Origin of the sequence: Priestia sp. YIM B13486 (assembly GCF_042787865.1) — a bacterium.
Classification (GTDB): Bacteria; Bacillota; Bacilli; order Bacillales; family Bacillaceae_H; genus Priestia; species Priestia megaterium.
Genome location: NZ_JBHZOZ010000012.1, coordinates 57374 through 77945, shown reverse-complemented (window position 1 = coordinate 77945; position 20572 = coordinate 57374). Strand labels below are relative to the sequence as shown.

Here is a 20572-nt window from a genome sequence, read left to right as displayed (position 1 = left end):
CTTCATCCTCCTCCGACAAATGAAACAACTTCTAATATATCGCCATCTTTTAAGCATGCATCGCTATGTTCTTCTTTTTGCAAAATGTTCTTGTTTAGCTCAACAATTACCACTCGTTCATGCAGGTTCTGAGCCTGCAACAAGTGCTCGACCGTTTCAATTTCATCTCCAAAAGTAACGGTCTTACCATTAATGATTAGATTCAATGAACTCCCTCCATTACTCTTGTTAGCTGAAATGATGTAAAAAATGAATGATTCAGCTTTTTCCCTAACAAAGCATCAGCCATAATTTTTCCAGTTGCAGCACTTAATAAAATACCGTTTCGGTAGTGGCCAAACGCCATGTGTAGATTCGCTATTTCAGGATGCTCTCCTAAATAAGGCCAGCCATCATTTGTTTGTGGACGAAGACCAGCCCATGCTTTTTCAAATGTGGCTTCTTTAATAGCTGGCAGAAGCGCCGAAGCTTTATTCAGCAAAAATTGAATACCTTGTGCAGAAACCGTCTTGGTAAAGTCATGCTGTAGCTTAGTTGCCCCGATTACGATTCTTCCACCAGTCTTAGGCACTAAGTAAAAACCTTCATCTAAAAAAATCGTTTTAGAAAGCAGCGGCTTATGACTTCGAAGAGCAATACACTCCCCTTTTACGGGAAACACGCGACCTAAATGTTCAGAAGAAATAAAGCGTTTAGCCCATGAGCCTGCTGCAATAACTACTTTTTCTCCGTAAAAAGAGCCTCTGGACGTCTGTACACCTTTTACTGTTTCATTTTCCATAATAAGAGAATGAACATCACAGTATTCGAATATATCTGCTCCGTGATACAAGGCTCCATGAGCAAGAGCTTGCGTTAACTTAGCCGGAGCTAGCTGGCCGTCCCCCGGTATTGTAATGGCTCCGTATATGTCTGGAGAGAGACCGGGTTCTAACAAACGCGCTTCTTTTACATCGATCCATCTTACATGTTCATCCCATTGGTGGTGCTGAGCGGCTTTTTTCTTTAATACGTGTGCATCTTCTTCTGTTACAGCGACTTTTAATAAGCCTTTTTGAATGAGCTCTACGTCGATGGCCGTTTTTTCTTTTAGTTCCTTCACCAGCTCAGGAAACATGCTTCTGCTCTTAATAGCAAGGTCTAAAAGAGGACCTTCTTCATCAATTTCAGCTTGAGCACCTAAAATACCAGCTGCTGCACTTGAAGCTTCACAACCAATTTGATTTCGTTCAAGAATGGCCACTGATGCTCCTTGTTTTGACAAATGATAAGCGATAGAAGAGCTGATTATGCCTCCTCCGACTAACAGTACATCATAATGCTGCTTCATTTTCTCCACCTCCAGATGTCCATATATGAGAATATTGTTTAATCGCTTTAAGGGGATTTTGCGCAAGCATGACACCAGACATCACAGCTATACCGTGTGCTCCTGTTTGAAGCACCTCTTTGGCATTTACAGGTGTAATTCCTCCAATGGCAATAACCGGTATCTGTACAGCATCTACTACTTCTTTTAGTGCTGCTACCCCTCGACTTTTTAATCCTTTTTTTGAATGTGTTGAATAAATATGTCCGTATAGAATGTAGTGGGCACCATCTTTTTCAGCTTCTAAAGCCTCTTCCACAGAGTGAACTGATTTTCCGACAATAAGAGAAGGAAATACGTCTCTAACACACGAAACATCTAAACTATGATAGGCAAGCTGTACGCCTTTTGCTTTTAAAGCATGCGCTACATCAACTCGGTCATTTACAATAATTTTAGAGAGACAAAATGGCAGGCTTTCTAGCAAACATTGAATCTGCTTTGCCGTTTTCTTTTTTTCTCTAATATGAATGGCACCCGCAAAAGGCTCAATAGCCGTTAAAATGTCCCGAACCTCTTCAATTGGCTGCTTATCTGTTGTAACGACATGAAATTTAGGAATATCCATATGATCGAAACCTTTCCGTTCAGAATAAAGAGAAATTTCAATCACTTCATCTTGTGTAGAGGGCTTTATTACATACAAAAAAACCACTCTACAACGTAGAGTGGTTAGCATGCATCGTTATGTAAACATGATCGCCACTTCCCTACGCTGGTACAAACCAGATCAGGTTCAAAGGGTCCGAAATACATTCGTCTCAGCTTCAAAAAGCTCCCCTAGTGATTGCTATTTATTGATTTTGTTTTCGCACTTAAAATTATAACACAACTAGATGTAAATACAATATCTCTTTATGCTCTTACGGCTCTCTTCCTTTTATAGATGTATCTTTTAAGCTTCTTTACTAAGTAAGAGGTCCGGCGCACCTCATCATTCTGCTTTTTATATGATTAGTAATCGGTATAGTCGTCAAATTCTTCCTTGTCTTTTTCCTTTTTCCGATCCCATATAAACAGCAGGAGTAACATAATAAAAGTTAGAATATAAAAACCGTAAAAAATAAATGCCGCCACAACATTTATAAATAAAAATAAAAAACCGATGATCTGACCTGCAACAGCTACAATCAACAAAATGTATTTCCAAACTTCTGCTTTTCTATCCATTCTCTACTTCTCCGTCTTTTTGTTTTTCCCTACTAGAAACGTTCTCTTTACTTAAATAAAAACGTTCCTGCCAGTAAACCGACTGTAAATAAACCAACTGTTCCAAATGCTGAAATCCCCACATACGCCAGCATTTTCCGATAAGATTTTTCTCGAATTAACTGTACGGTTTCCACACTGAACGTTGAAAAAGTGGTAAAGGCACCAAAAAAACCAATGCCAATCATTAAAAATATTGAATCATCATAAGCATGACTCGGAACCTTTCCATAATAACTACCGTAAAAAAGACCAAGCCCAAACGCACCGAGCAAGTTTACAAACAGCATTGATACTGGAAAAGGAGGGTTTGAAACTGTTTTTGTAACTTTTAAACCCAAAAGATAACGGCATATTCCTCCAGCTGCCCCGCCAAGTGCCAAGCTCACTATGCTCATTTACTTCACCTCATGTACTTTCACTAAATTTTTCCCTGCCGCTTCACCGCATAGATAGCCTGCTAAAGCAAGAAGGATTCCACCTACTAAAGAGACCATTACATAAATGGCTCCCCAAAATAAATGGTGCTGAGTGAGAGAAATGACGTCTCCTGCAAACGTTGAATACGTTGTAAAACCGCCGCATACGCCAACTCCTAGTCCAAGCTTTATCCATTCTTTTGGCTTTTTCCACACAAAAAATCCTGTTAATAGGCCTAGTATGAAGCTTCCTAATAGGTTTTCAATTACCGTTCCTATTGGATAGCCCGTATATAATAAGGAAAGATTCAGCAAATAACGTGCATATGTACCAGCGATAGCACCAAAGGCAATTGAGATCAAGTTTATGGCTTTCATCATATCGCTCCGTTTCATAAATTCTTCTTTAAGTGTACCATAAGGAATTTATTTCTACCTTAACATTTAACTATATGTTTATTGCACCAAAAGTCATGAAAAAATGAAAGAGAAAATCGTCGCATGAAACTTCCTTTTTACTCCTCAAACCTCCCTTAAAAATCCACTTAATCCAAATTTTAAAAACTTTCTGTATCCTTATGATAAACCGTGTATAGAAGGTATATTTCCCTTATTTTAAGTCACATTAATCGTATAAGTTTTTTTTGTTGACTTTTGCTGTGTTCTTGTTTAGTATCACAGAGTATCATTTCCTATCAGAATACTAGGGGGTTTAGAAAATGAAGAAATTTGCTGCACTTTTGTCGCTACTATTAGCTTTCACAGTTGTGCTTGCCGCATGCGGTTCTAGCTCAAAAAATGAAGCAAACAATGGAGACAATAAATCTTCACAAGAGGATTTATATAATAAAGTGAAAAAAGATGGCGTATTAACAATTGGAACTGAAGGTACATACCCTCCGTTCACTTTTCATGATGACAAACAAAAGCTAACTGGGTTTGATGTAGAATTGGCTCAAGAAGTAGCTAAACGTCTTGGCGTAAAAGCTGAGTTCAAAGAAACACAGTGGGATGGCATGTTTGCCGGATTAGATGCTAAACGCTTTGACATGATTGCTAACGAAGTGGGTATTCGTGAAGATCGTCAAAAGAAATACGATTTCTCTGATCCATACATCCAGTCAGGCGCTGTATTAATTGTTCGTAAAGACGAAAAAGATATCAAATCATTTAAAGATTTAAAAGGAAAAAAATCAGCGCAGTCATTAACAAGTAACTATAAAGACATGGCTCAATCTTATGGTGCAAACATTACGAGTGCTGAAGGTTTTGCTCAAGCAGTAGAACTAATGAGCGCAAACCGTGTTGATGCTACAATCAACGATAAATTATCGTTCCTTGACTATAAGAAAAAGCACCCTAACGCACCTATCAAAATCGCGGATGAAAAATCCGATGGTGCTGCAAGCGGCTTTATGTTTAGAAAAGACAGCGGTAAGTTAGTGGATGAAGTAAACAAAGCATTGAAAGATATGAAAAAAGACGGAACATACGCAAAAATTTCTAAGAAATGGTTTGGCGAAGATGTTTCTCCTAAATAATATTTTTCCTGATGGAGAGCGATTGAATCAATTGATTTCAATCGCTCAATCATCTCTCTTACCAATGCTAAAGGGAGCTATTCAATATTCTATTCCACTAACATTAATAAGCTTTGCCATAGGCATTGTGTTAGCTGTTTTAACAGCACTTGCTCGCTTGTCGTCAAATAAGGTATTAAACATGATTGCACGTGTATATGTCTCAATTATTCGTGGAACGCCTTTGCTTGTGCAATTATTTATCATTTTCTACGGATTACCTAACTTAGATATAACAATTGATCCATTTATCTCTGCTGTTATTGGATTTTCATTAAGTGTAGGTGCTTATGCATCTGAAATTATCCGAGCAGCAATTCAATCTATTCCTAAAGGACAGTGGGAAGCTGGCTACTCACTTGGTATGACCTATTCCCAAGCGTTAAGACGGATTATCTTACCGCAAGCAGCACGTGTATCGATTCCGCCATTATCTAACTCTTTTATTAGTCTTATTAAAGACACGTCACTTGCATCGCTTATTCTTGTTTCTGAAATGTTCCGTCAAGCTCAAGAAATTGCTTCAACTAACTATGAGTTTTTACTTCTTTATAGTGAAGCAGCGCTCTTGTACTGGATTATGTGCACAATCTTATCCATTATCCAAGGACGCATTGAAATAAGACTAGATCGTTACGTATCTAAATAACTGTTTCAAGTAGCTAAAGGAGTTTTTTATATGATTAATATCAAAAATTTGCATAAATCATTCGGTGATTTGCAAGTATTAAAAGGGATTGATTTGGAAGTTGAACAGGGCAAGGTAATTGTATTAATCGGCCCTTCTGGATCCGGTAAAACAACTTTTTTACGTTGCTTAAATCTGTTAGAAATCCCAACAGACGGTACGATTGAACTTGATAAAAAAAGCATGAATTTTACCAACCCTGTTCGTAAAAAAGACATTACTTCATTTCGAAGCCTAACAGGTATGGTCTTTCAAAACTATAACTTATTTCCTCATAAAACTGCACTTGAAAATGTTATGGAAGGTCCTGTAATTGTAAAAGGTGTTTCCACTCAAGAAGCAGAAAAAAGAGGGAAAGAATTATTAACACGAGTTGGCTTAGGAGACAAGCTCGACTTTTATCCTTTCCAGCTGTCTGGCGGACAACAACAGCGCGTTGGCATCGCCAGAGCAATGGCGATGGATCCAAAAGTTATGCTGTTTGATGAGCCTACTTCAGCTCTTGATCCTGAGCTTGTAGGAGACGTTCTTCAAGCCATGAAAGACTTGGCAAAAGAAGGAATGACGATGGTGGTGGTAACTCACGAAATGCGCTTTGCCCGTGAAGTAGCGGATGAAGTTATTTTTATGGATCAAGGCGTCATTATGGAAAGAGGGACACCAGATAAAATATTTTCAAATCCTCAACAAGAGCGGACACGTCAATTCTTGAATATGATTCATTAAAAAGGTTGCACACTTTCATGTGCAACCTTTTTCTTTATTTGGCTACTGCTTTTTTCATCAAATCTGTAATGTACGTAAAGAATGCTTCAGCTGTGACATCATATACGACATCTACAGGTCGTCCCTCTTCGGAAATTTCTGTTCTTCCTTGGCTCGGTGTTTCTGTATGCACAATACTCGAAACGGTTTTTACCTTCACAAGTGTTGAATTCCCTGTAAATGCTGTTGTGAGTACATCCCACAAATAATATGTTGAATTGGTTTCAACGTGTACAAGCGGCGGGCAAGCCGCGTAGCACTGCCCTACAAAGTCTACTCCTTCATATCTTCGAAGTGAAGCCCACATTTGACGAATAGCGGGCGTTAAGGGAACTTGATTCGTGCTTTCTAAAGCAACCATCTCAATTTTAATTTTGCTTTTCCATACTTTCGCTACTGCTTCTGGATCCCAAAAAGCATTCCACTCCGCCGTTCCATCATGTTCGGGCTCTTGCACGTTTCCTACTTCTTGAAATGTACCGCCCATCCATACTAACTTGTCAATTTTCTTTTCTATTTCCGGCGCTTTTTCCAATGCTCTTGCTAAATCTGTTAACGGTCCTGTAAACAATAAAGTTGTTTTCCCGGCTGTGTGCTGCAATGTCTCGATTAAATGATCATGAGCAGGGAGCTGACTTATTTTTGTTTGTACTTCCCCTTTTTCATTTAAAATCGGCAGTGCATCTACATAAAACGTATGCATGCGCCACTCCTTTGGAAATGGATTCATACCGCGTGAAGTAGATTTAGCGACCTCAATATCATAACTTCCAAAACGATCAATAATCTTTTGGCTTGCGCTGATACCTGGCTCTAGATATCCGTCAGCGGGAATAACAGATACCCCTGTTACCTTTACATCATCCATTTTCAGCAGTAAAAAAAGCGATACTAAATCATCAATGCCTGCATCATGGTTAAAATATATGTTTGTGCTCATTTCTCTTCTCCTCTTTTCTATGTATTGCTAACTAATAGCTATACCGCTATTTTATAATGAAATAATCTCTTTCGTAATCAAAGTATTAGGAACTTCTTTTACTATTTTCTATAATGGGTATAGAAATAAGGTAGTCTATGTATAGATATATACATCTCATTATAGAAAGGAGAAATAAAATGGAGCAATCATTTTCAGCATTAATCGTAGATAAAAAACGTGAAGAGCAAGTGGAGGCGTCCGTCCAAGAACTGACGCTAAACGATTTGCCAGAAGGCGATGTACTTATTCGCGTTCATTATTCAGGGGTGAATTATAAAGATAGCTTAGCCAGCATCGCAAACGGAAATATTGTGACAAGCTACCCATTTGTTCCAGGAATCGACCTAGCAGGAGTTGTTGTATCTTCTGACAGCCCTGATTTTAAAGAAGGTGATCATGTCATTGCAACAAGCTATGACATTGGCGTATCACACTTTGGAGGCTATAGTGAGTATGCGCGCATACGCAGCGAATGGATTGTCCCTCTCCCTGAAAATTTAACGTTAAAAGAAGCAATGATTATCGGAACAGCTGGCTTTACAGCTGCTTTATCTGTGCATCGCTTAGAGGAAAACCATACTAGTCCATCTAATGGCTCTGTGCTTGTAACAGGCGCTACGGGAGGTGTAGGAAGCTTTGCGGTTGCCATTCTTTCAAAATTAGGCTACACAGTGGAAGCAAGTACGGGAAAAAGCTCGGAAGCAGCTTATTTGAAAGAGCTTGGCGCTTCCTCTATTGTAGCCCGTGAAGATGTTTATAACGGCAAATTAAAAGCATTAGGCAAGGAAAAATGGGCCGCTGCGGTGGATCCTGTGGGCGGAGAGCCTCTAGCTTCTGTTCTCAGTCAAATTCAGTACGGAGGCTCTGTAGCGGTCAGCGGGCTAACGGCTGGAGGCAAAGTGCCAACAACAGTCTTTCCCTTCATTTTAAGAGGGATTAATTTATTAGGTATCGATTCTGTTTACTGTCCAATGCCTACTCGAAAAGAGATTTGGAATAGACTTGCTAATGACTTTAAGCCTGAAAGCTTCGAACCTTTCATTCAGCAAGAAATTTCACTACAACAGCTCCCTGAGGTACTTCCGACTTTATTAAAAGGACAAGCTCGAGGACGAACAATTGTGAAGCTATAAAAAAATGGAGAAACCTAGGTTTCTCCGTTTTTTTACGAACAGAAGCATGTTATTATGCATCTATTTTTGCTATTAAATCCGTCACTAATTCTTTCATGGTCACATCCGCTAAGACTTGTTCCATGGCATCTTGAGAACGTTTTAAAATCAATTCAAGAACACTTTGAATATTGGCTCCTACAGGACACTCCACATTCGGATTTTCATGCATTTGAAACAATTCTCCTTCTTCCACTGCCGCCACCGCTCGATAAACGTCCAGCAACGTTATCTCTTCTAGATCTTTCAATAGATAAGCTCCGCCAGCTCCGGCTTTTACACCTACGAGTCCAGCTTTCTTTAACATCCCAATTACTCGTCTTATAACAACAGGATTTGTATTTACACTGCTAGCAATCCACTCTGAAGTACTAGGATGACTGCTATCTACTTTAATTAAAGATAGTATGTGAACGGCCACGGTGAATCGACTGCTAATTTTCATTGCTCTCACTCCTAATTTGTTGTAATCATTATAGTTACAACATTTATGAAAGTCAAGCATGCTTTTTTAGGAAAGAATGTCCTCTTCTACCGCCTCATAAAAACGCATCGTTTTCTTGATTTCCATAGCTTTAGAAAATGCTTTCGTTTTCTTTTTATTCGCTTCTTTATGTTCGTTCACATGTTCCTCTCTTGAGATCCACGCTTGAAAGAACTGCTTGTCTTCCCACTTCGATACAAAGACATATTCAACTTTATCTGCAGAATCTTTTTTCCAGCATTCGAACGATAAATTTCCTTTGGCTGCCTCAATTTCTGTTTTGTTTTTCTTAGCTTTTTGCGTGAGCTGTTCTTCAAATTTCTTTTCTGTTTCAAAACTTGCGTTTACAACAAACATCTTATCTTCCTTTCTAAATGAAAGTAATTCTCATTCGATTATTGCATAGTAATTTTATTTTTTCAATTTATATGGATAAGTTACAGAAGCCCAAAAAGACCGCTGTTTAAGCGGTCTTCTTTTTTACAAATGTTTTCTATGCACTGTTTTTCCATCATACGTAAAGGCGATTGGCTTGCCTTCCATTACCGTTTCTAAATGAACGGGGCGGCCCCAAAGCTGATGAACGTACGGTACCACTTTTTCTAAGTATTTGACATCTAATTCAATTCCTTCATACCAATGTTTTAAATAGAGCTCTCCATTTTTTAGATAGTCTCCATTGGTTACTGTGATATAAGGAAATCCGCCGTTTACGCGCATATTAACAAGCTGATCTCTAACTTCTGTCCACTCTTTGTCAACGATTTTATAGTCTTTTCCTTGTTTTTGGAATAAGTACATATCCTCTCGCATGACTAAATCTTTTGTTAAGTAATTGCGAATAAAGGAAATATCTGATTCAACCTCACGTACCTCAAACATCTTCTCTCTTCCTGACCCCGGCTCCACGCCCCGGCGAATCATATCTTCTGTTGGATTATTGTAGCGTTCTTCAATGTCTTCAAAGATTTTTAAACCTAAATAATATGGATTGATTCCCGTCTTAGAGGGCTGCACAACCCCTGCATTTAGCTTGGCGAATTCTATCGCTTCATCACTCGTTAAGTCCATTTCTCGAATAATGCGCTGATGCCAGAAAGAAGCCCAGCCTTCATTCATAATTTTTGTTTCAAGCTGCGGCCAGAAATAAAGCATTTCTTCTCGCATCATCGTTAAAATATCCCGCTGCCAGTCCTCTAAATAAGGACTGTATTCTTCGATAAATAATAAGATGTCTTTTTCAGGCTGAGGCGGAAATTTTTTGAAAGATTTTGGAGGTTTTGGTTTTTTCTTTTCTTTATAATCCAAATTCCATAAATCATCGTAAGGAGAAACGATTTCTTCTTCCGATGATTCTACATCATCTATGCTCCAAGAAAGCTTGGCACGCATAAGAGACGGATCAATATGTTCCTGAATCGATAGGACAGCATCCAAAAACTTTTCTACTTCACGCTTACCGTGCTTTACTTCGTATTCTTTAATTCGATCAGCGGTCGCTGCCATACTTTCTACCATATCCCGTTTAGTGTTGGTAAAACGGCTGTTATTTTTAAAGAAGTCACAGTGGGCTAACACGTGAGCTACAATTAATTTATTCTGAATAAGCGCATTGGAATCCAATAAAAATGCATAACAAGGATCTGAATTGATAACTAATTCATAAATTTTACTCAATCCAAGATCGTAGTGTAATTTCATTTTGTAAAATTGTTTTCCAAAGCTCCAATGTGAAAAACGAGTTGGCATCCCATATGCACCAAACGTATAAATAATATCTGCCGGGCAAATTTCATAGCGCATCGGATAAAAATCTAAGCCGAAACCGCTAGCTATTTCCGTAATTTCATCAATCGCACGGTATAATTGCTTATAATCTGCTTCTTTCACGACAGCTCCCCCTTTCACTCCTTACTTCAATCTATGTACAAACATGCCAATTCATGTGTTTTCATCAAAAAGAAGCTTTATTTTTTCAAGAAAAGGGGATTTTTATTTAGTTGTCTTAAATAATGGATGTAATATAACTGTTATGCTGCATCATTCTTTGCCTTTCTTATCATTTATAGGGTCCTGTACGTTTATTCTTCTTGCATAATGACTACAACCTCTTTTAATTATGCACTGGTCTTTTGCCCAACATTTACAGCGTAAGAATTCCCGCAAATATCATACACTAATTTCAACTCCTCAAAAGGAGGAACGTTATTAATGGATGTAATTGATTATGATCGAGCTTTATATTACACACACCGTTCACAATGGGATAACTTATTAATTTTAATGGTTCGAACAGACGACGATTTTCTTTCAAAAAAGATTGAACATTTTTTGCACGCCTACAATTTTGAACGAAACTACCGCATCATTCAAGAAGAGCTTTATTCTTTACTACGCTACATTGATCATGCAACGGAATATTCGGAGCACAACCCGGAGCTTCTGGAAGAATCATTGTACTAGTATTTTTGATACACACACTTGGACAAAGAAGGGATGAATTCCCTTCTTTATTTTTTTATGTTGCACTAAAAATATGCATACTTTATTTCAAAAAACATCAAATAATATATGTAAACACATTTATTTTTATCGTTGACATAAAAGCAGATTCGACGTACAATCTTCAGTACATACGCTAAGATATTTCAGTACATACTGGGAGGAACATATATGAGTACTAATAAAAGGTTTCGCACATTAGATTTAACGCTAGCTGGTATGTTTGCGGCTCTTATGGCTATTGGTGCAAACATTACTTCTTGGGCACCTTTTTTACAAGTAGGCGGCGTGCCTCTTTCACTTCAGCCTTTTTTTGTTATATTAGCAGGACTTTTACTTGGGAGCAGAATGGGTTCTATTTCAATGATTGTATACGTATTAATTGGCATTGCCGGCGCCCCAGTATTTGCTCAATTTAAAGCAGGAATTGGTATTTTATTTGGAAGCACTGGCGGCTTTTTGCTTTCTTATATCGTAGCAGCATTTATCACAGGAAAAATTATGGAGATGCGCGGCAAGCCAACTTTTTCTATCTTTTTAATTTCATCACTAGTTGGTATTGCCGTTATTTATTTAATAGGTACTACGTATATGTATGCAGCGGTTAATTACTGGCTTGAAGCTCCTGCAATGACATATGCAGCCGCTTGGAAGATTATGTCGTGGTTTGCGGTAAAGGATCTTATTTTTACTGTTCTTGGGGCTATGCTTGCTCCGAAAATTTATAAAGCCCTACGATCTTCTTCGTATTTGTCAAATACGCAATCAAATAAAGTATCATAAAAGAAGCCTGCTCAAGTTTGAGCAGGCTTTACTTTTATACCGTTTTCACTTTATCTAATACACGTTCTACTTCACCCATTACAGCTGTTTGTACAGCTTCTAAATGAGCAATGCTCGTTGCTTCATCTTCTGACACGACGCCAAAATAGAACTTCACCTTTGGCTCTGTACCAGATGGACGAAGGCAGAACCAAGAACCGTCTTCTAAGATATATTTTAATACATTTGATTTTGGCAATGTAATTTCTTCTACTTTCCCTGCTTTAATATGCTGACGCTCACTTAATGTATAATCTTCTACAACCGAAACATTTAATCCTGCAATATTCTTAGGAGGTTCATTTCTAAATGTAGCCAAAATATGCTGAATTTGCTCAGATCCTTCTTTTCCTTTAAGCGTTAAAGATTTCAGACCTTCACGATAGAAACCATATTTAGTAAACACTTGCTGAAGCGCTTCATATAGCGTCATGCCCTGCTTTTTATAATAAGCACAAGCTTCTACTGCTAGAATGGCTGCTTGTACAGCGTCTTTGTCACGAGCAAAGTCACCAATTAAATAGCCGTAGCTTTCTTCATAACCGAATTGGAATGTATACTCGCCCGTTTGCTCATATTGCTTAATTTTTTCACCGATAAATTTAAAACCTGTTAGAGTGTCAACAACTTGCAGTCCAAATGAACGAGCAATTTGTGCGCCGATTTCTGACGTTACAATCGTTTTTAACACAACGCCATTAGCAGGCAGCACGCCTTTTTCTTTCTTTTGAGAAAGCAAATAGTGAAGCAATAAAGCACCCGTTTGGTTTCCTGTTAATAACGCATATTCGCCGCTTGGATCTTTGACAGCAATTCCTAAACGGTCTGCATCTGGATCCGTTGCGATTAAGATATCTGCATCAATTTCTTTTCCTTTACGAACAGCATATTCAAACGCAGCTGGTTCTTCAGGATTCGGAGATTTAACCGTCGAGAAATTTGGATCAGGAAGTTCTTGTTCTTCAATAACCGTGACATTTTCGTAACCGATAGATTGAAGCGCGTTGCGAACTGGCTTATTAGCTGTACCATGTAGAGGTGTAAAAACCACTTTTAAATCTTTACCTGTTTCAGAAGCTAGCTCTGGATTAATTAAAATCGTTTTTAGTTTCTCATTGTATGCTTCGTCAATCGCTGAACCAATCATTTCAATAAGACCTTTTTCTTTTAGCTCCGCTTCAGATTGAACAGCTAATGTAAGTTCATTTTCCACAGCATTTACAAAGCCAACTAGTTCATCAGCTTCTTTTGGCGGCAGCTGACCACCGTCTGGACCATATACTTTGTATCCGTTATATTCAGGAGGATTGTGGCTCGCTGTAATAACAATACCTCCAAATGCGTTTAACTCACGCACTGCAAATGAAAGTTCAGGTGTTGGTCTTAGCTCTTCAAATACATACGTTTTAATTCCGTGACTTGCTAATGTTTTTGCTGCTTCCATTGCAAATTCAGGGGATTTGTGGCGAGAATCATACGCAATGACTACTCCTTGGTTAATAGCTTCTTCGCCAGCTTGTTTAATGTACTCAGCAAAGCCTTCGGAAGCTTTTCGGATTGTATACGTATTCATACGGTTTGTACCGGCTCCAATTTCCCCACGCATTCCGCCTGTTCCAAATTCCAATGTTTTGTAAAAACTATCTTCTAATTGTTTTTCATCACCTTTGATTGCGTCTAAATTTTGACGTAATTCAGGATCTAAATTTGGATAATTAATCCAAGATGTATACGTTTCTTTCCAACTCATAAAAAAAGCCCCCTTATATAGATGTAAATATGTATGAAAAGAGAAAAACGAGTAATCGTCTTTCTCTTTTTTTAACAGTCATATTATATTTCTTCGTCAAAATTTGACTTCCTGCTATTATATTATGGCTGTATTGACAAATTTTGAGGTACTTTTTTATTTTATCATGAAATACCTGTCATACGGTTAACTTTTTCATCTACTGGTACAACTGCGTCATGAAGGTGCTGTTCTAATTCATCCGTATAAGCTTTTGTTTGCTCAGGCGTCCACTTTAACTCTTCGGCCATATGAGCAATCACTTGTTTTTTCCAGCTTCTTACCCAGTTGATATCAAAGAATAAAGCGCCCGTACGTCTAATGAAGAAGTCCACTGGTTTTGAAACCATTTCTTCTTCTATGCCATATTGAATTTGCAGAAATACACTAGCTGGAAGGTCGCTGTTTTTTAGCTGATCAGGACGTTCAATCATGTAGCGGTATACTTTATCTACGTTTGAGCCATAGCGTTTTACAAGCTTTTCAGCAGCGTCACGTGATAACCCTAGTTTGATGCCTTCTTTGACTTTTTGCTCTACAAACGTTGGGAACCCACCTGAACCGCCTACATTACCTCCAGAAATCGGTAAATGTTTAGTTTGACAGCTTTCAAATTCGCGTCCTTCTGCTTTAAAATCTTCAGCTACGCGATTTACGACAATTTCAGCCATTTTACGGTACCCAGTTAATTTCCCTCCAGCGATTGTAATTAAACCTGATTCTGATGTCCAGATTTCATCTTTACGCGAGATTTCAGAAGGATCTTTTCCTTGTTCGTGAATAAGTGGACGGACACCCGCCCAGCTTGATTCTACGTCGTCTACCGTAAGATCAACCGTTGGGAACATATAGTTAATCGCATCAATAACATATTGACGGTCTTTTACAGTCATACGCGGATGTCTAGCGTCTTCTTTATAGACCGTGTCTGTTGTGCCTACGTATGTTTTTCCATCACGCGGAATCGCAAATACCATACGTCCATCAGGTGTATCAAAATAAATGGCTTGTTTTAACGGAAAGCGTTCTTGGTCAATAACTAAGTGAATTCCTTTTGTTAATTGAAGCTGCTTGCCTTTTTTTGAATTATCTTTTTCACGCAGCGTGTCCACCCATGGACCTGCAGCGTTGACGATTTTTTTCGCATAGATATTATATTCTTTATTCGTAAGCTGATCACGAACAACCGCCCCTACTACTTTTCCTTTATCGTAGATGAAGTTTTCCACTTTTGTGTAATTGACTAAGTCTGCCCCTCTTGCTGCAGCTTCTTTAGCTACTTCAATCGTTAAACGTGCATCATCTGTTTTATATTCAACGTAGTAACCGCCGCCTTTTAAATCTTTAGATTTCACCAATGGCTCGCGGCTAAGTGTTTCTTCTGCGCTAAACATTTTGCGGCGCTCTGAGCGTTTTACACCAGCTAAAAAATCATATACGCGCAGTCCAATTGAAGTTGAGAATTTACCGAATGTTCCACCTGTATGGAAAGGTAACAGCATCCACTCCGGAGTCGTTACATGAGGGCCATTTTCATATACGATGGCACGTTCTTTACCAACTTCGGCTACCATTTTAACTTCAAACTGTTTTAAATAGCGTAGACCGCCGTGAACAAGCTTTGTTGAACGACTAGATGTTCCTGCTGCGAAATCCTGCATTTCAACTAATGCCGTTTTCATGCCTCGATGAGTCGCATCAAGTGCAATACCTGACCCAGTAATTCCCCCACCAATTACTAGTAAATCGTATTGATTTTGTGTCATGTCTACCAATTTATTCGAACGTGTTTGACTTGAAAACATACGTCATTCCCCTTTCATTTTTCAAAGATATAAAATTTTTCCAATATACAAAAAAGAGAGACCACAAATCACATATATAGTATGCCTACATATGGATCTGTGGTCTCTCCGATTCTCCAACCAATTTATTAACTTGAGTAAATTATATCATACATGCGCTTTTAATTAAAGGATTTTCATCAAATAATTACTTAAAAGCCATTGTTGCATGTACGGCTTTTTTCCAGCCGCTATATAATTCTTCACGCTTTTCTTCTTCCATACTTGGTTCGAAAGATTTTTCCATATTCCACTGCTGCGCAATTTCATCGCAATCTTTCCAGTAGCCGACCGCTAGACCCGCTAAATATGCTGCCCCAAGAGCCGTTGTTTCATTCACTTGAGGACGTTCAACCGGAACGTCTAACACATCACTTTGGAACTGCATTAAGAAATTATTCTTAACTGCTCCTCCGTCTACACGCAATGTTTTTAATGTAATTCCAGAGTCCGCTTCCATTGCACTTAATACATCTCTTGTTTGATAAGCTAGTGATTCAAGCGTTGCACGGATAAAGTGTTCTTTTTTTGTACCCCGAGTCAATCCAAACATCGCCCCCCGTACATCACTATCCCAATAAGGTGTTCCAAGTCCTACGAAAGCTGGCACAATATATACGCCGTCTGTAGACTCTACTCGCGTTGCATAGTTTTCAGTTTCAGCCGCATTTTTAAACATTCTTAAACCGTCGCGAAGCCACTGAATAGCAGATCCTGCTACAAAAATACTGCCTTCAAGCGCATATTCTACTTTGCCGTTAATCCCCCATGCTAATGTAGTTAACAAACCGTGATCGGACTTAACTGCTTTTTCACCCGTATTCATGAGCATAAAGCAGCCTGTTCCATAGGTGTTTTTCGCCATTCCTTTTTCATAGCACGCTTGTCCAAATAAAGCGGCTTGCTGATCCCCGGCTGCTCCAGCAATTGGAATGTTTTTACCAAAGAAATGATAGTCTACTGTATGAGCGTATACTTCAGAAGAAGGCTTCACTTCTGGAAGCATTGATTTCGGTACCCCTAAGATGTCTAGCAGTTCATCATCCCATTTTAAATCGTAGATATTGAACATAAGCGTGCGGGATGCGTTTGAGTAATCCGTTACATGCGCCTTTCCGCCTGATAGCTTCCAAATTAACCATGTATCAATTGTTCCGAATAACAATTCACCGTTTTCTGCTTTTTCACGTGCACCTTCTACGTTATCTAAAATCCACTTCACCTTTGTTCCAGAGAAGTATGCATCAATTAATAATCCCGTTTTGTCGCGGAACGTATCGTTTAATCCTTTTGCTTTTAATTCTTCACAAATACCAGACGTTTGTCGAGATTGCCATACAATTGCATTGTACACCGGTTTCCCTGTTGCTTTTTCCCATACTACTGCTGTTTCACGCTGATTGGTAATCCCAATTCCTTCGATTTGATCCGCATGAACACCTGACTCAGATAAACAAGATGCGATAACTGCTAGGATAGATCCCCAAATTTCACTTGCATTATGCTCTACCCAACCTGGTTTTGGAAAGTACTGTGTAAACTCTTTTTGAGCTACATGTACAACTTCACCTTTTTTATTAAATAACATTGCTCGTGAGCTTGTTGTTCCTTGGTCTAAAGATAAAATAAATTTTTCCATATCAATATCCCCTATTCTCTGTATAGTGTCGTTTCTTTATTGTACATAGTTAGATGGTAAAGCGCATTCATTTTTTCGGTACTACTGCTGATTGAATCTGTGCTACCTTTTGTTTAGAAACAGCGTAGATAACTGCTAAAACAATCAGCGCTAGACTTAAAACAACCCATAAACTGCTTGACATTTTATTTAAAAATGCCGCTTGGTAAAATACTGCCCCGATTGATCCGCCTACTAAAGGACCCACTACTGGCACCCAAGCATATTTCCAGTTCGAGCTGCCTTTGCCAGGTATCGGCAAGATAGCATGAGCAATACGAGGTCCTAAATCACGAGCAGGGTTGATGGCATAGCCTGTTGTTCCTCCTAATGATAAACCAATACTTACGATTAAAAATCCTACTACTAACGGATTTAATCCATCTGTAAATTTATTTGCTCCAATTGCTAAGATTCCTACTACTAATACAAACGTTCCAATTGCCTCACTTAAAACGTTTGCAAATGGGTTAGCAATTGCTGGCCCCGTTGCGAATACGCCTAATTTTGTACCAGCATCTTTTGTTTCTTTCCAGTGTGGAAGATAGTGTAAATAAACAACTGTTGCGCCAAGAATGGCTCCAATAAACTGAGCTAAAATGTACACCGGTACTTGTGACCACGGAAAATCACCTGTAATAGCAAGCGCTACGGTTAACGCTGGATTTAAGTGTGCCCCACTCATATTACCAACCGCATATGCTGCCATCGCTACTGCCATTCCCCATCCCATTGTGATAACGATCCATCCTGAATTAGCAGCAAACGATTTTTTTAAATTGACGCCCGCACATACACCAGCGCCAAGGATAATTAAAATCATTGTTCCAATTATTTCTCCTAAGAATGCTTGCATATAAATAACCTCCCCTTTGTATGAAAACGATTAAAATAACAAGAAAATAAGAAAATCCACAATACATCCCCCTAATAAAATCATTAAAAGGCTATACCGTGGATCTCCTATTCTCCCTCACATCTATTAACTTATCTAGAAGTTTACTAGATGGTGAAAGCGTTGTCAAACAGTTTTTTTAAGTTGAAATACTCCACAGTTCTCTATTTGATGTTGTAACAGCAGAAGCCCCGGCTCCTAAAGCATTCAGCACTTCTTTTTCGGTTCGTATTAAACCTCCAGCTAACACTGGAATGCCTGTTTCAGCTTTGACTTCTTGGATTAAAGTGGGCACAATTCCAGGAAGAAGCTCAATATAATCGGGTTTTACTTTCTTCATTAACTCGTAGCTTTTCTTCAAAGCCGTGCTGTCTAATAAAAAGACCCGTTGAATGGCATAAATCCCTCTTTGTTTAGCTTTTAAAATGACGTTTGTTCTTGTCGAAATAATCCCCGCAGGCTTAAACTCCTGACACAAAAAATCAACCGCATATTCATCGTGCTTTAAGCCATGAATTAAATCTAAATGAATGATTAGTTTCTTTTCATGCTTATGGACCTCTTTCATAATTCCTTTTAGCATGCCCACTTGATTGTCTAAAAGAACTCCGTACTCATAATTACTTACTAAAAATTTTTCCAATTGCTTCATATCTCGAACAGCGGGTAATACCGATTGTCCATGAAAACTCATGTTTTCCCCTCTTTTCCATGGTTAGTCCACAAAATTCATTGTAATAGTTTTTATTATGGCAAAAGTTGAAATAAAAAACACCATGCATTTGCATGATGTTTTTAGAAACTTCGTTATTTTTTATATTTAATATTGTAAACGTCGTGGCGTCGGTCTTTTAATTGACGAACCGTTCCCGATTGACGCTGGCGGCGAAGAATTTCTAAATCTACGTCTCCAATAACTACCATTTCAATATTAGGATTACATTCTCCTACAATGCCGTCTCGTGCAAATTCAAAGTCAGACGGTGCAAAAATAGCGGACTGAGCATACTGAATATCCATGTTTTCTGTTTCAGGCAGGTTTCCAACTGTACCTGCGATAACCGTATAAATTTGGTTTTCGATCGCGCGCGCCTGAGAGCAGTATCTTACGCGCAAATAGCCTTGACGGTCTTCCGTACAGAATGGTGTAAAAATAATATTTGCACCTTTATCGGTAGCAATACGAGCAAGCTCCGGAAATTCGATGTCATAGCAAATTTGGATCGCAATTTTACCGCAATCTGTATCAAACACTTCAACTTTGTCTCCTGGGCTAATTCCCCACCATTTTCTTTCATTAGGTGTAATATGCACTTTGTACTGCTTTTCAATTGTTCCATCTCGGCGGAATAGATAGGCAATATTAAAAATATCTCCATTATCTTCTTCAACGAAGTGGGATCCTCCAATAATATTTACGTTATATTTAACCGCTAAATTAGTGAATAGTTCAATGTACTCTTCCGTATATTCTGCTACGCGCTGAACCGCTTTGCTTGGAATCTTTTCATTCAAGAAAGACATTAGCTGAGTTGTGAAAATTTCCGGGAATACGCAGAAGTCGGCTTTTGCGTCATAAGCAACATCTGTATAATATTCTACCTGTGTTGCAAACTCTTCAAATGAATTGATCTGTTTCATCATATACTGAACAACACAAATACGCACTGGGAATGACGTTTTAAAATGGCGTTTTGAACGGCGAACATAATCTACGTTGTTCCATTCCATCAGCGTTGCATACTTATTAGAAGCTAAATCATCAGGAAGATAACCAGGATTTATACGCATAAGCGTAAATCCGTTCATTAGCTGAAAAGATAGGACTGGATCATAAATTTTATGATGAATAACTTGCTCTACATATTCTCTAGGCGACATTTCAGCTGAATGCTTATGGTAATTAGGAATTCTTCCTCCGATAATGATACTTTTCAGGTTCAATTCACGTGCTAAATCTTTACGCGCTTCATATAAGCGGCGTCCTATTTTCATGCCGCGATACTTTGGATGAACCATTACTTCAATTCCATACAGATTGTAGCCTTCCGGGTTATGATTTGTAATGTATCCTTCGTCTGTAATATCGTCCCACGTATGCTGATCATCGTACTCATCAAAGTTCACAATCAAGCTTGAACAAGATCCGATAATTTCCCCGTCGTACTCTGCACATATTTGTCCTTCTGGAAAAATGGCCAGGTGACTTTCAAGCTGTTCTTTTTTCCACGGATCCATTCCCGGGAATGATAGCTTTTGAAGTGCTAAAATTTCATCTATATCGTCCGGTTTGATGTTACGAATAATCATTTTTTTCTCGAATTTTGATAAATCTATTGTAGACATACGCTCAAACAACCCTTTCTCTCTCTTC

At 38.6% G+C, this 20572-nt stretch carries 22 protein-coding genes and 1 riboswitch; of the genes, 6 read left to right on the top strand and 16 right to left on the bottom strand.

The features are described 5' to 3' along the window. Window positions 1–2 precede the first annotated feature (2 nt). The 6 genes from thiS to ACFX4G_RS23235 all read right to left on the bottom strand — a co-directional run bounded on the left by thiS (window position 3) and on the right by ACFX4G_RS23235 (window position 3375). The gene (thiS, locus tag ACFX4G_RS23260; protein WP_013055282.1) at window positions 3–206 is read right to left on the bottom strand and encodes a sulfur carrier protein ThiS; all 204 of its coding nucleotides are present in this window, start codon (window positions 204–206) and stop codon (window positions 3–5) included. Then, window positions 203–1330 carry a glycine oxidase ThiO gene (thiO, locus tag ACFX4G_RS23255; RefSeq protein ID WP_377577291.1) on the bottom strand — a complete coding sequence of 376 codons (1128 nt, stop codon included), beginning with the start codon at window positions 1328–1330 and terminating at the stop codon, window positions 203–205. Before thiO ends, thiS begins: the two co-directional genes overlap by 4 nt. Then, a complete protein-coding gene (locus ACFX4G_RS23250; protein WP_043981731.1) occupies window positions 1314–1937 on the bottom strand; it encodes a thiamine phosphate synthase in 624 nt (207 codons plus the stop codon). The genes thiO and ACFX4G_RS23250 overlap by 17 nt, the downstream gene beginning before the upstream one ends. 122 nt (window positions 1938–2059) lie before the next feature. Continuing rightward, a riboswitch (TPP riboswitch) is annotated at window positions 2060–2161 on the bottom strand. 162 nt (window positions 2162–2323) lie between these two features. Beyond that, window positions 2324–2539 carry a hypothetical protein gene (locus tag ACFX4G_RS23245; protein ID WP_013055279.1) on the bottom strand — a complete coding sequence of 72 codons (216 nt, stop codon included), beginning with the start codon at window positions 2537–2539 and terminating at the stop codon, window positions 2324–2326. A gap of 47 nt (window positions 2540–2586) precedes the next feature. Beyond that, window positions 2587–2976 (bottom strand): fluoride efflux transporter CrcB, encoded by a 390-nt coding sequence (gene crcB / locus ACFX4G_RS23240; RefSeq protein ID WP_028410256.1) that lies wholly within the window; start codon window positions 2974–2976, stop codon window positions 2587–2589. Beyond that, window positions 2977–3375: a fluoride efflux transporter FluC gene (locus ACFX4G_RS23235; protein ID WP_043981698.1), complete on the bottom strand. Its 399-nt coding sequence runs from the start codon at window positions 3373–3375 to the stop codon at window positions 2977–2979. It lies immediately after the preceding gene. Window positions 3376–3716: 341 nt separating this feature from the next. On the opposite strand from ACFX4G_RS23235, the gene ACFX4G_RS23230 reads away from it, so the two are divergent. The 3 genes from ACFX4G_RS23230 to ACFX4G_RS23220 are packed head-to-tail and all read left to right on the top strand — an operon-like array spanning window position 3717 to window position 5991. Further along, window positions 3717–4538 carry an amino acid ABC transporter substrate-binding protein gene (locus tag ACFX4G_RS23230; RefSeq protein ID WP_013081647.1) on the top strand — a complete coding sequence of 274 codons (822 nt, stop codon included), beginning with the start codon at window positions 3717–3719 and terminating at the stop codon, window positions 4536–4538. Next, the gene (locus tag ACFX4G_RS23225) at window positions 4522–5226 is read left to right on the top strand and encodes an amino acid ABC transporter permease (protein ID WP_377577288.1); all 705 of its coding nucleotides are present in this window, start codon (window positions 4522–4524) and stop codon (window positions 5224–5226) included. Before ACFX4G_RS23230 ends, ACFX4G_RS23225 begins: the two co-directional genes overlap by 17 nt. A gap of 30 nt (window positions 5227–5256) precedes the next feature. Continuing rightward, the gene (locus ACFX4G_RS23220) at window positions 5257–5991 is read left to right on the top strand and encodes an amino acid ABC transporter ATP-binding protein (protein WP_377577285.1); all 735 of its coding nucleotides are present in this window, start codon (window positions 5257–5259) and stop codon (window positions 5989–5991) included. Window positions 5992–6025: 34 nt separating this feature from the next. Here the strand turns inward: ACFX4G_RS23220 and ACFX4G_RS23215 are convergent, their stop codons facing one another. Further along, window positions 6026–6970 (bottom strand): nucleoside hydrolase, encoded by a 945-nt coding sequence (locus tag ACFX4G_RS23215; RefSeq protein WP_043981695.1) that lies wholly within the window; start codon window positions 6968–6970, stop codon window positions 6026–6028. A 179-nt stretch (window positions 6971–7149) separates the two neighbouring features. Here ACFX4G_RS23215 and ACFX4G_RS23210 point away from each other — a divergent pair, with 179 nt between their 5' ends. Continuing rightward, window positions 7150–8145: an NADPH:quinone oxidoreductase family protein gene (locus ACFX4G_RS23210; protein WP_377577282.1), complete on the top strand. Its 996-nt coding sequence runs from the start codon at window positions 7150–7152 to the stop codon at window positions 8143–8145. Window positions 8146–8197: 52 nt separating this feature from the next. On the opposite strand, the gene ACFX4G_RS23205 is transcribed toward ACFX4G_RS23210, so the two are convergent. From ACFX4G_RS23205 to ACFX4G_RS23195, 3 genes are all read right to left on the bottom strand, one after another. Next, on the bottom strand, window positions 8198–8629 hold the full coding sequence (locus ACFX4G_RS23205) for an Rrf2 family transcriptional regulator (RefSeq protein WP_013081642.1): 432 nt from the start codon (window positions 8627–8629) through the stop codon (window positions 8198–8200). Between the two features lie 66 nt (window positions 8630–8695). Next, window positions 8696–9025: an antibiotic biosynthesis monooxygenase family protein gene (locus ACFX4G_RS23200; RefSeq protein WP_097824988.1), complete on the bottom strand. Its 330-nt coding sequence runs from the start codon at window positions 9023–9025 to the stop codon at window positions 8696–8698. Window positions 9026–9148: 123 nt separating this feature from the next. Continuing rightward, complete coding sequence (locus ACFX4G_RS23195; protein WP_377577279.1) at window positions 9149–10558, bottom strand: SpoVR family protein; 1410 nt, start codon at window positions 10556–10558, stop codon at window positions 9149–9151. A gap of 321 nt (window positions 10559–10879) precedes the next feature. Here ACFX4G_RS23195 and ACFX4G_RS23190 point away from each other — a divergent pair, with 321 nt between their 5' ends. Next, window positions 10880–11131, top strand: a complete 252-nt coding sequence (locus tag ACFX4G_RS23190) for a YhdB family protein (RefSeq protein WP_013055267.1) — start codon at window positions 10880–10882, stop codon at window positions 11129–11131. Between the two features lie 210 nt (window positions 11132–11341). Next, window positions 11342–11953 (top strand): biotin transporter BioY, encoded by a 612-nt coding sequence (locus ACFX4G_RS23185; RefSeq protein ID WP_028410248.1) that lies wholly within the window; start codon window positions 11342–11344, stop codon window positions 11951–11953. Between the two features lie 34 nt (window positions 11954–11987). On the opposite strand, the gene ACFX4G_RS23180 is transcribed toward ACFX4G_RS23185, so the two are convergent. The 6 genes from ACFX4G_RS23180 to ACFX4G_RS23155 form a co-directional block, all read right to left on the bottom strand. Continuing rightward, window positions 11988–13742: a phospho-sugar mutase gene (locus tag ACFX4G_RS23180; protein ID WP_377577276.1), complete on the bottom strand. Its 1755-nt coding sequence runs from the start codon at window positions 13740–13742 to the stop codon at window positions 11988–11990. Window positions 13743–13906: 164 nt separating this feature from the next. After that, window positions 13907–15586 (bottom strand): glycerol-3-phosphate dehydrogenase/oxidase, encoded by a 1680-nt coding sequence (locus ACFX4G_RS23175; protein ID WP_043981690.1) that lies wholly within the window; start codon window positions 15584–15586, stop codon window positions 13907–13909. Window positions 15587–15773: 187 nt separating this feature from the next. Continuing rightward, window positions 15774–17264, bottom strand: a complete 1491-nt coding sequence (gene glpK / locus ACFX4G_RS23170) for a glycerol kinase GlpK (RefSeq protein WP_043981689.1) — start codon at window positions 17262–17264, stop codon at window positions 15774–15776. 67 nt (window positions 17265–17331) lie between these two features. Continuing rightward, on the bottom strand, window positions 17332–18159 hold the full coding sequence (locus ACFX4G_RS23165) for an MIP/aquaporin family protein (protein WP_377577273.1): 828 nt from the start codon (window positions 18157–18159) through the stop codon (window positions 17332–17334). Window positions 18160–18337: 178 nt separating this feature from the next. Further along, window positions 18338–18892 carry a glycerol-3-phosphate responsive antiterminator gene (locus ACFX4G_RS23160; protein WP_043981688.1) on the bottom strand — a complete coding sequence of 185 codons (555 nt, stop codon included), beginning with the start codon at window positions 18890–18892 and terminating at the stop codon, window positions 18338–18340. A gap of 113 nt (window positions 18893–19005) precedes the next feature. Next, the gene (locus ACFX4G_RS23155) at window positions 19006–20544 is read right to left on the bottom strand and encodes a carbon-nitrogen hydrolase family protein (protein WP_013055260.1); all 1539 of its coding nucleotides are present in this window, start codon (window positions 20542–20544) and stop codon (window positions 19006–19008) included. Between the last annotated feature and the right edge of the window lie 28 nt (window positions 20545–20572).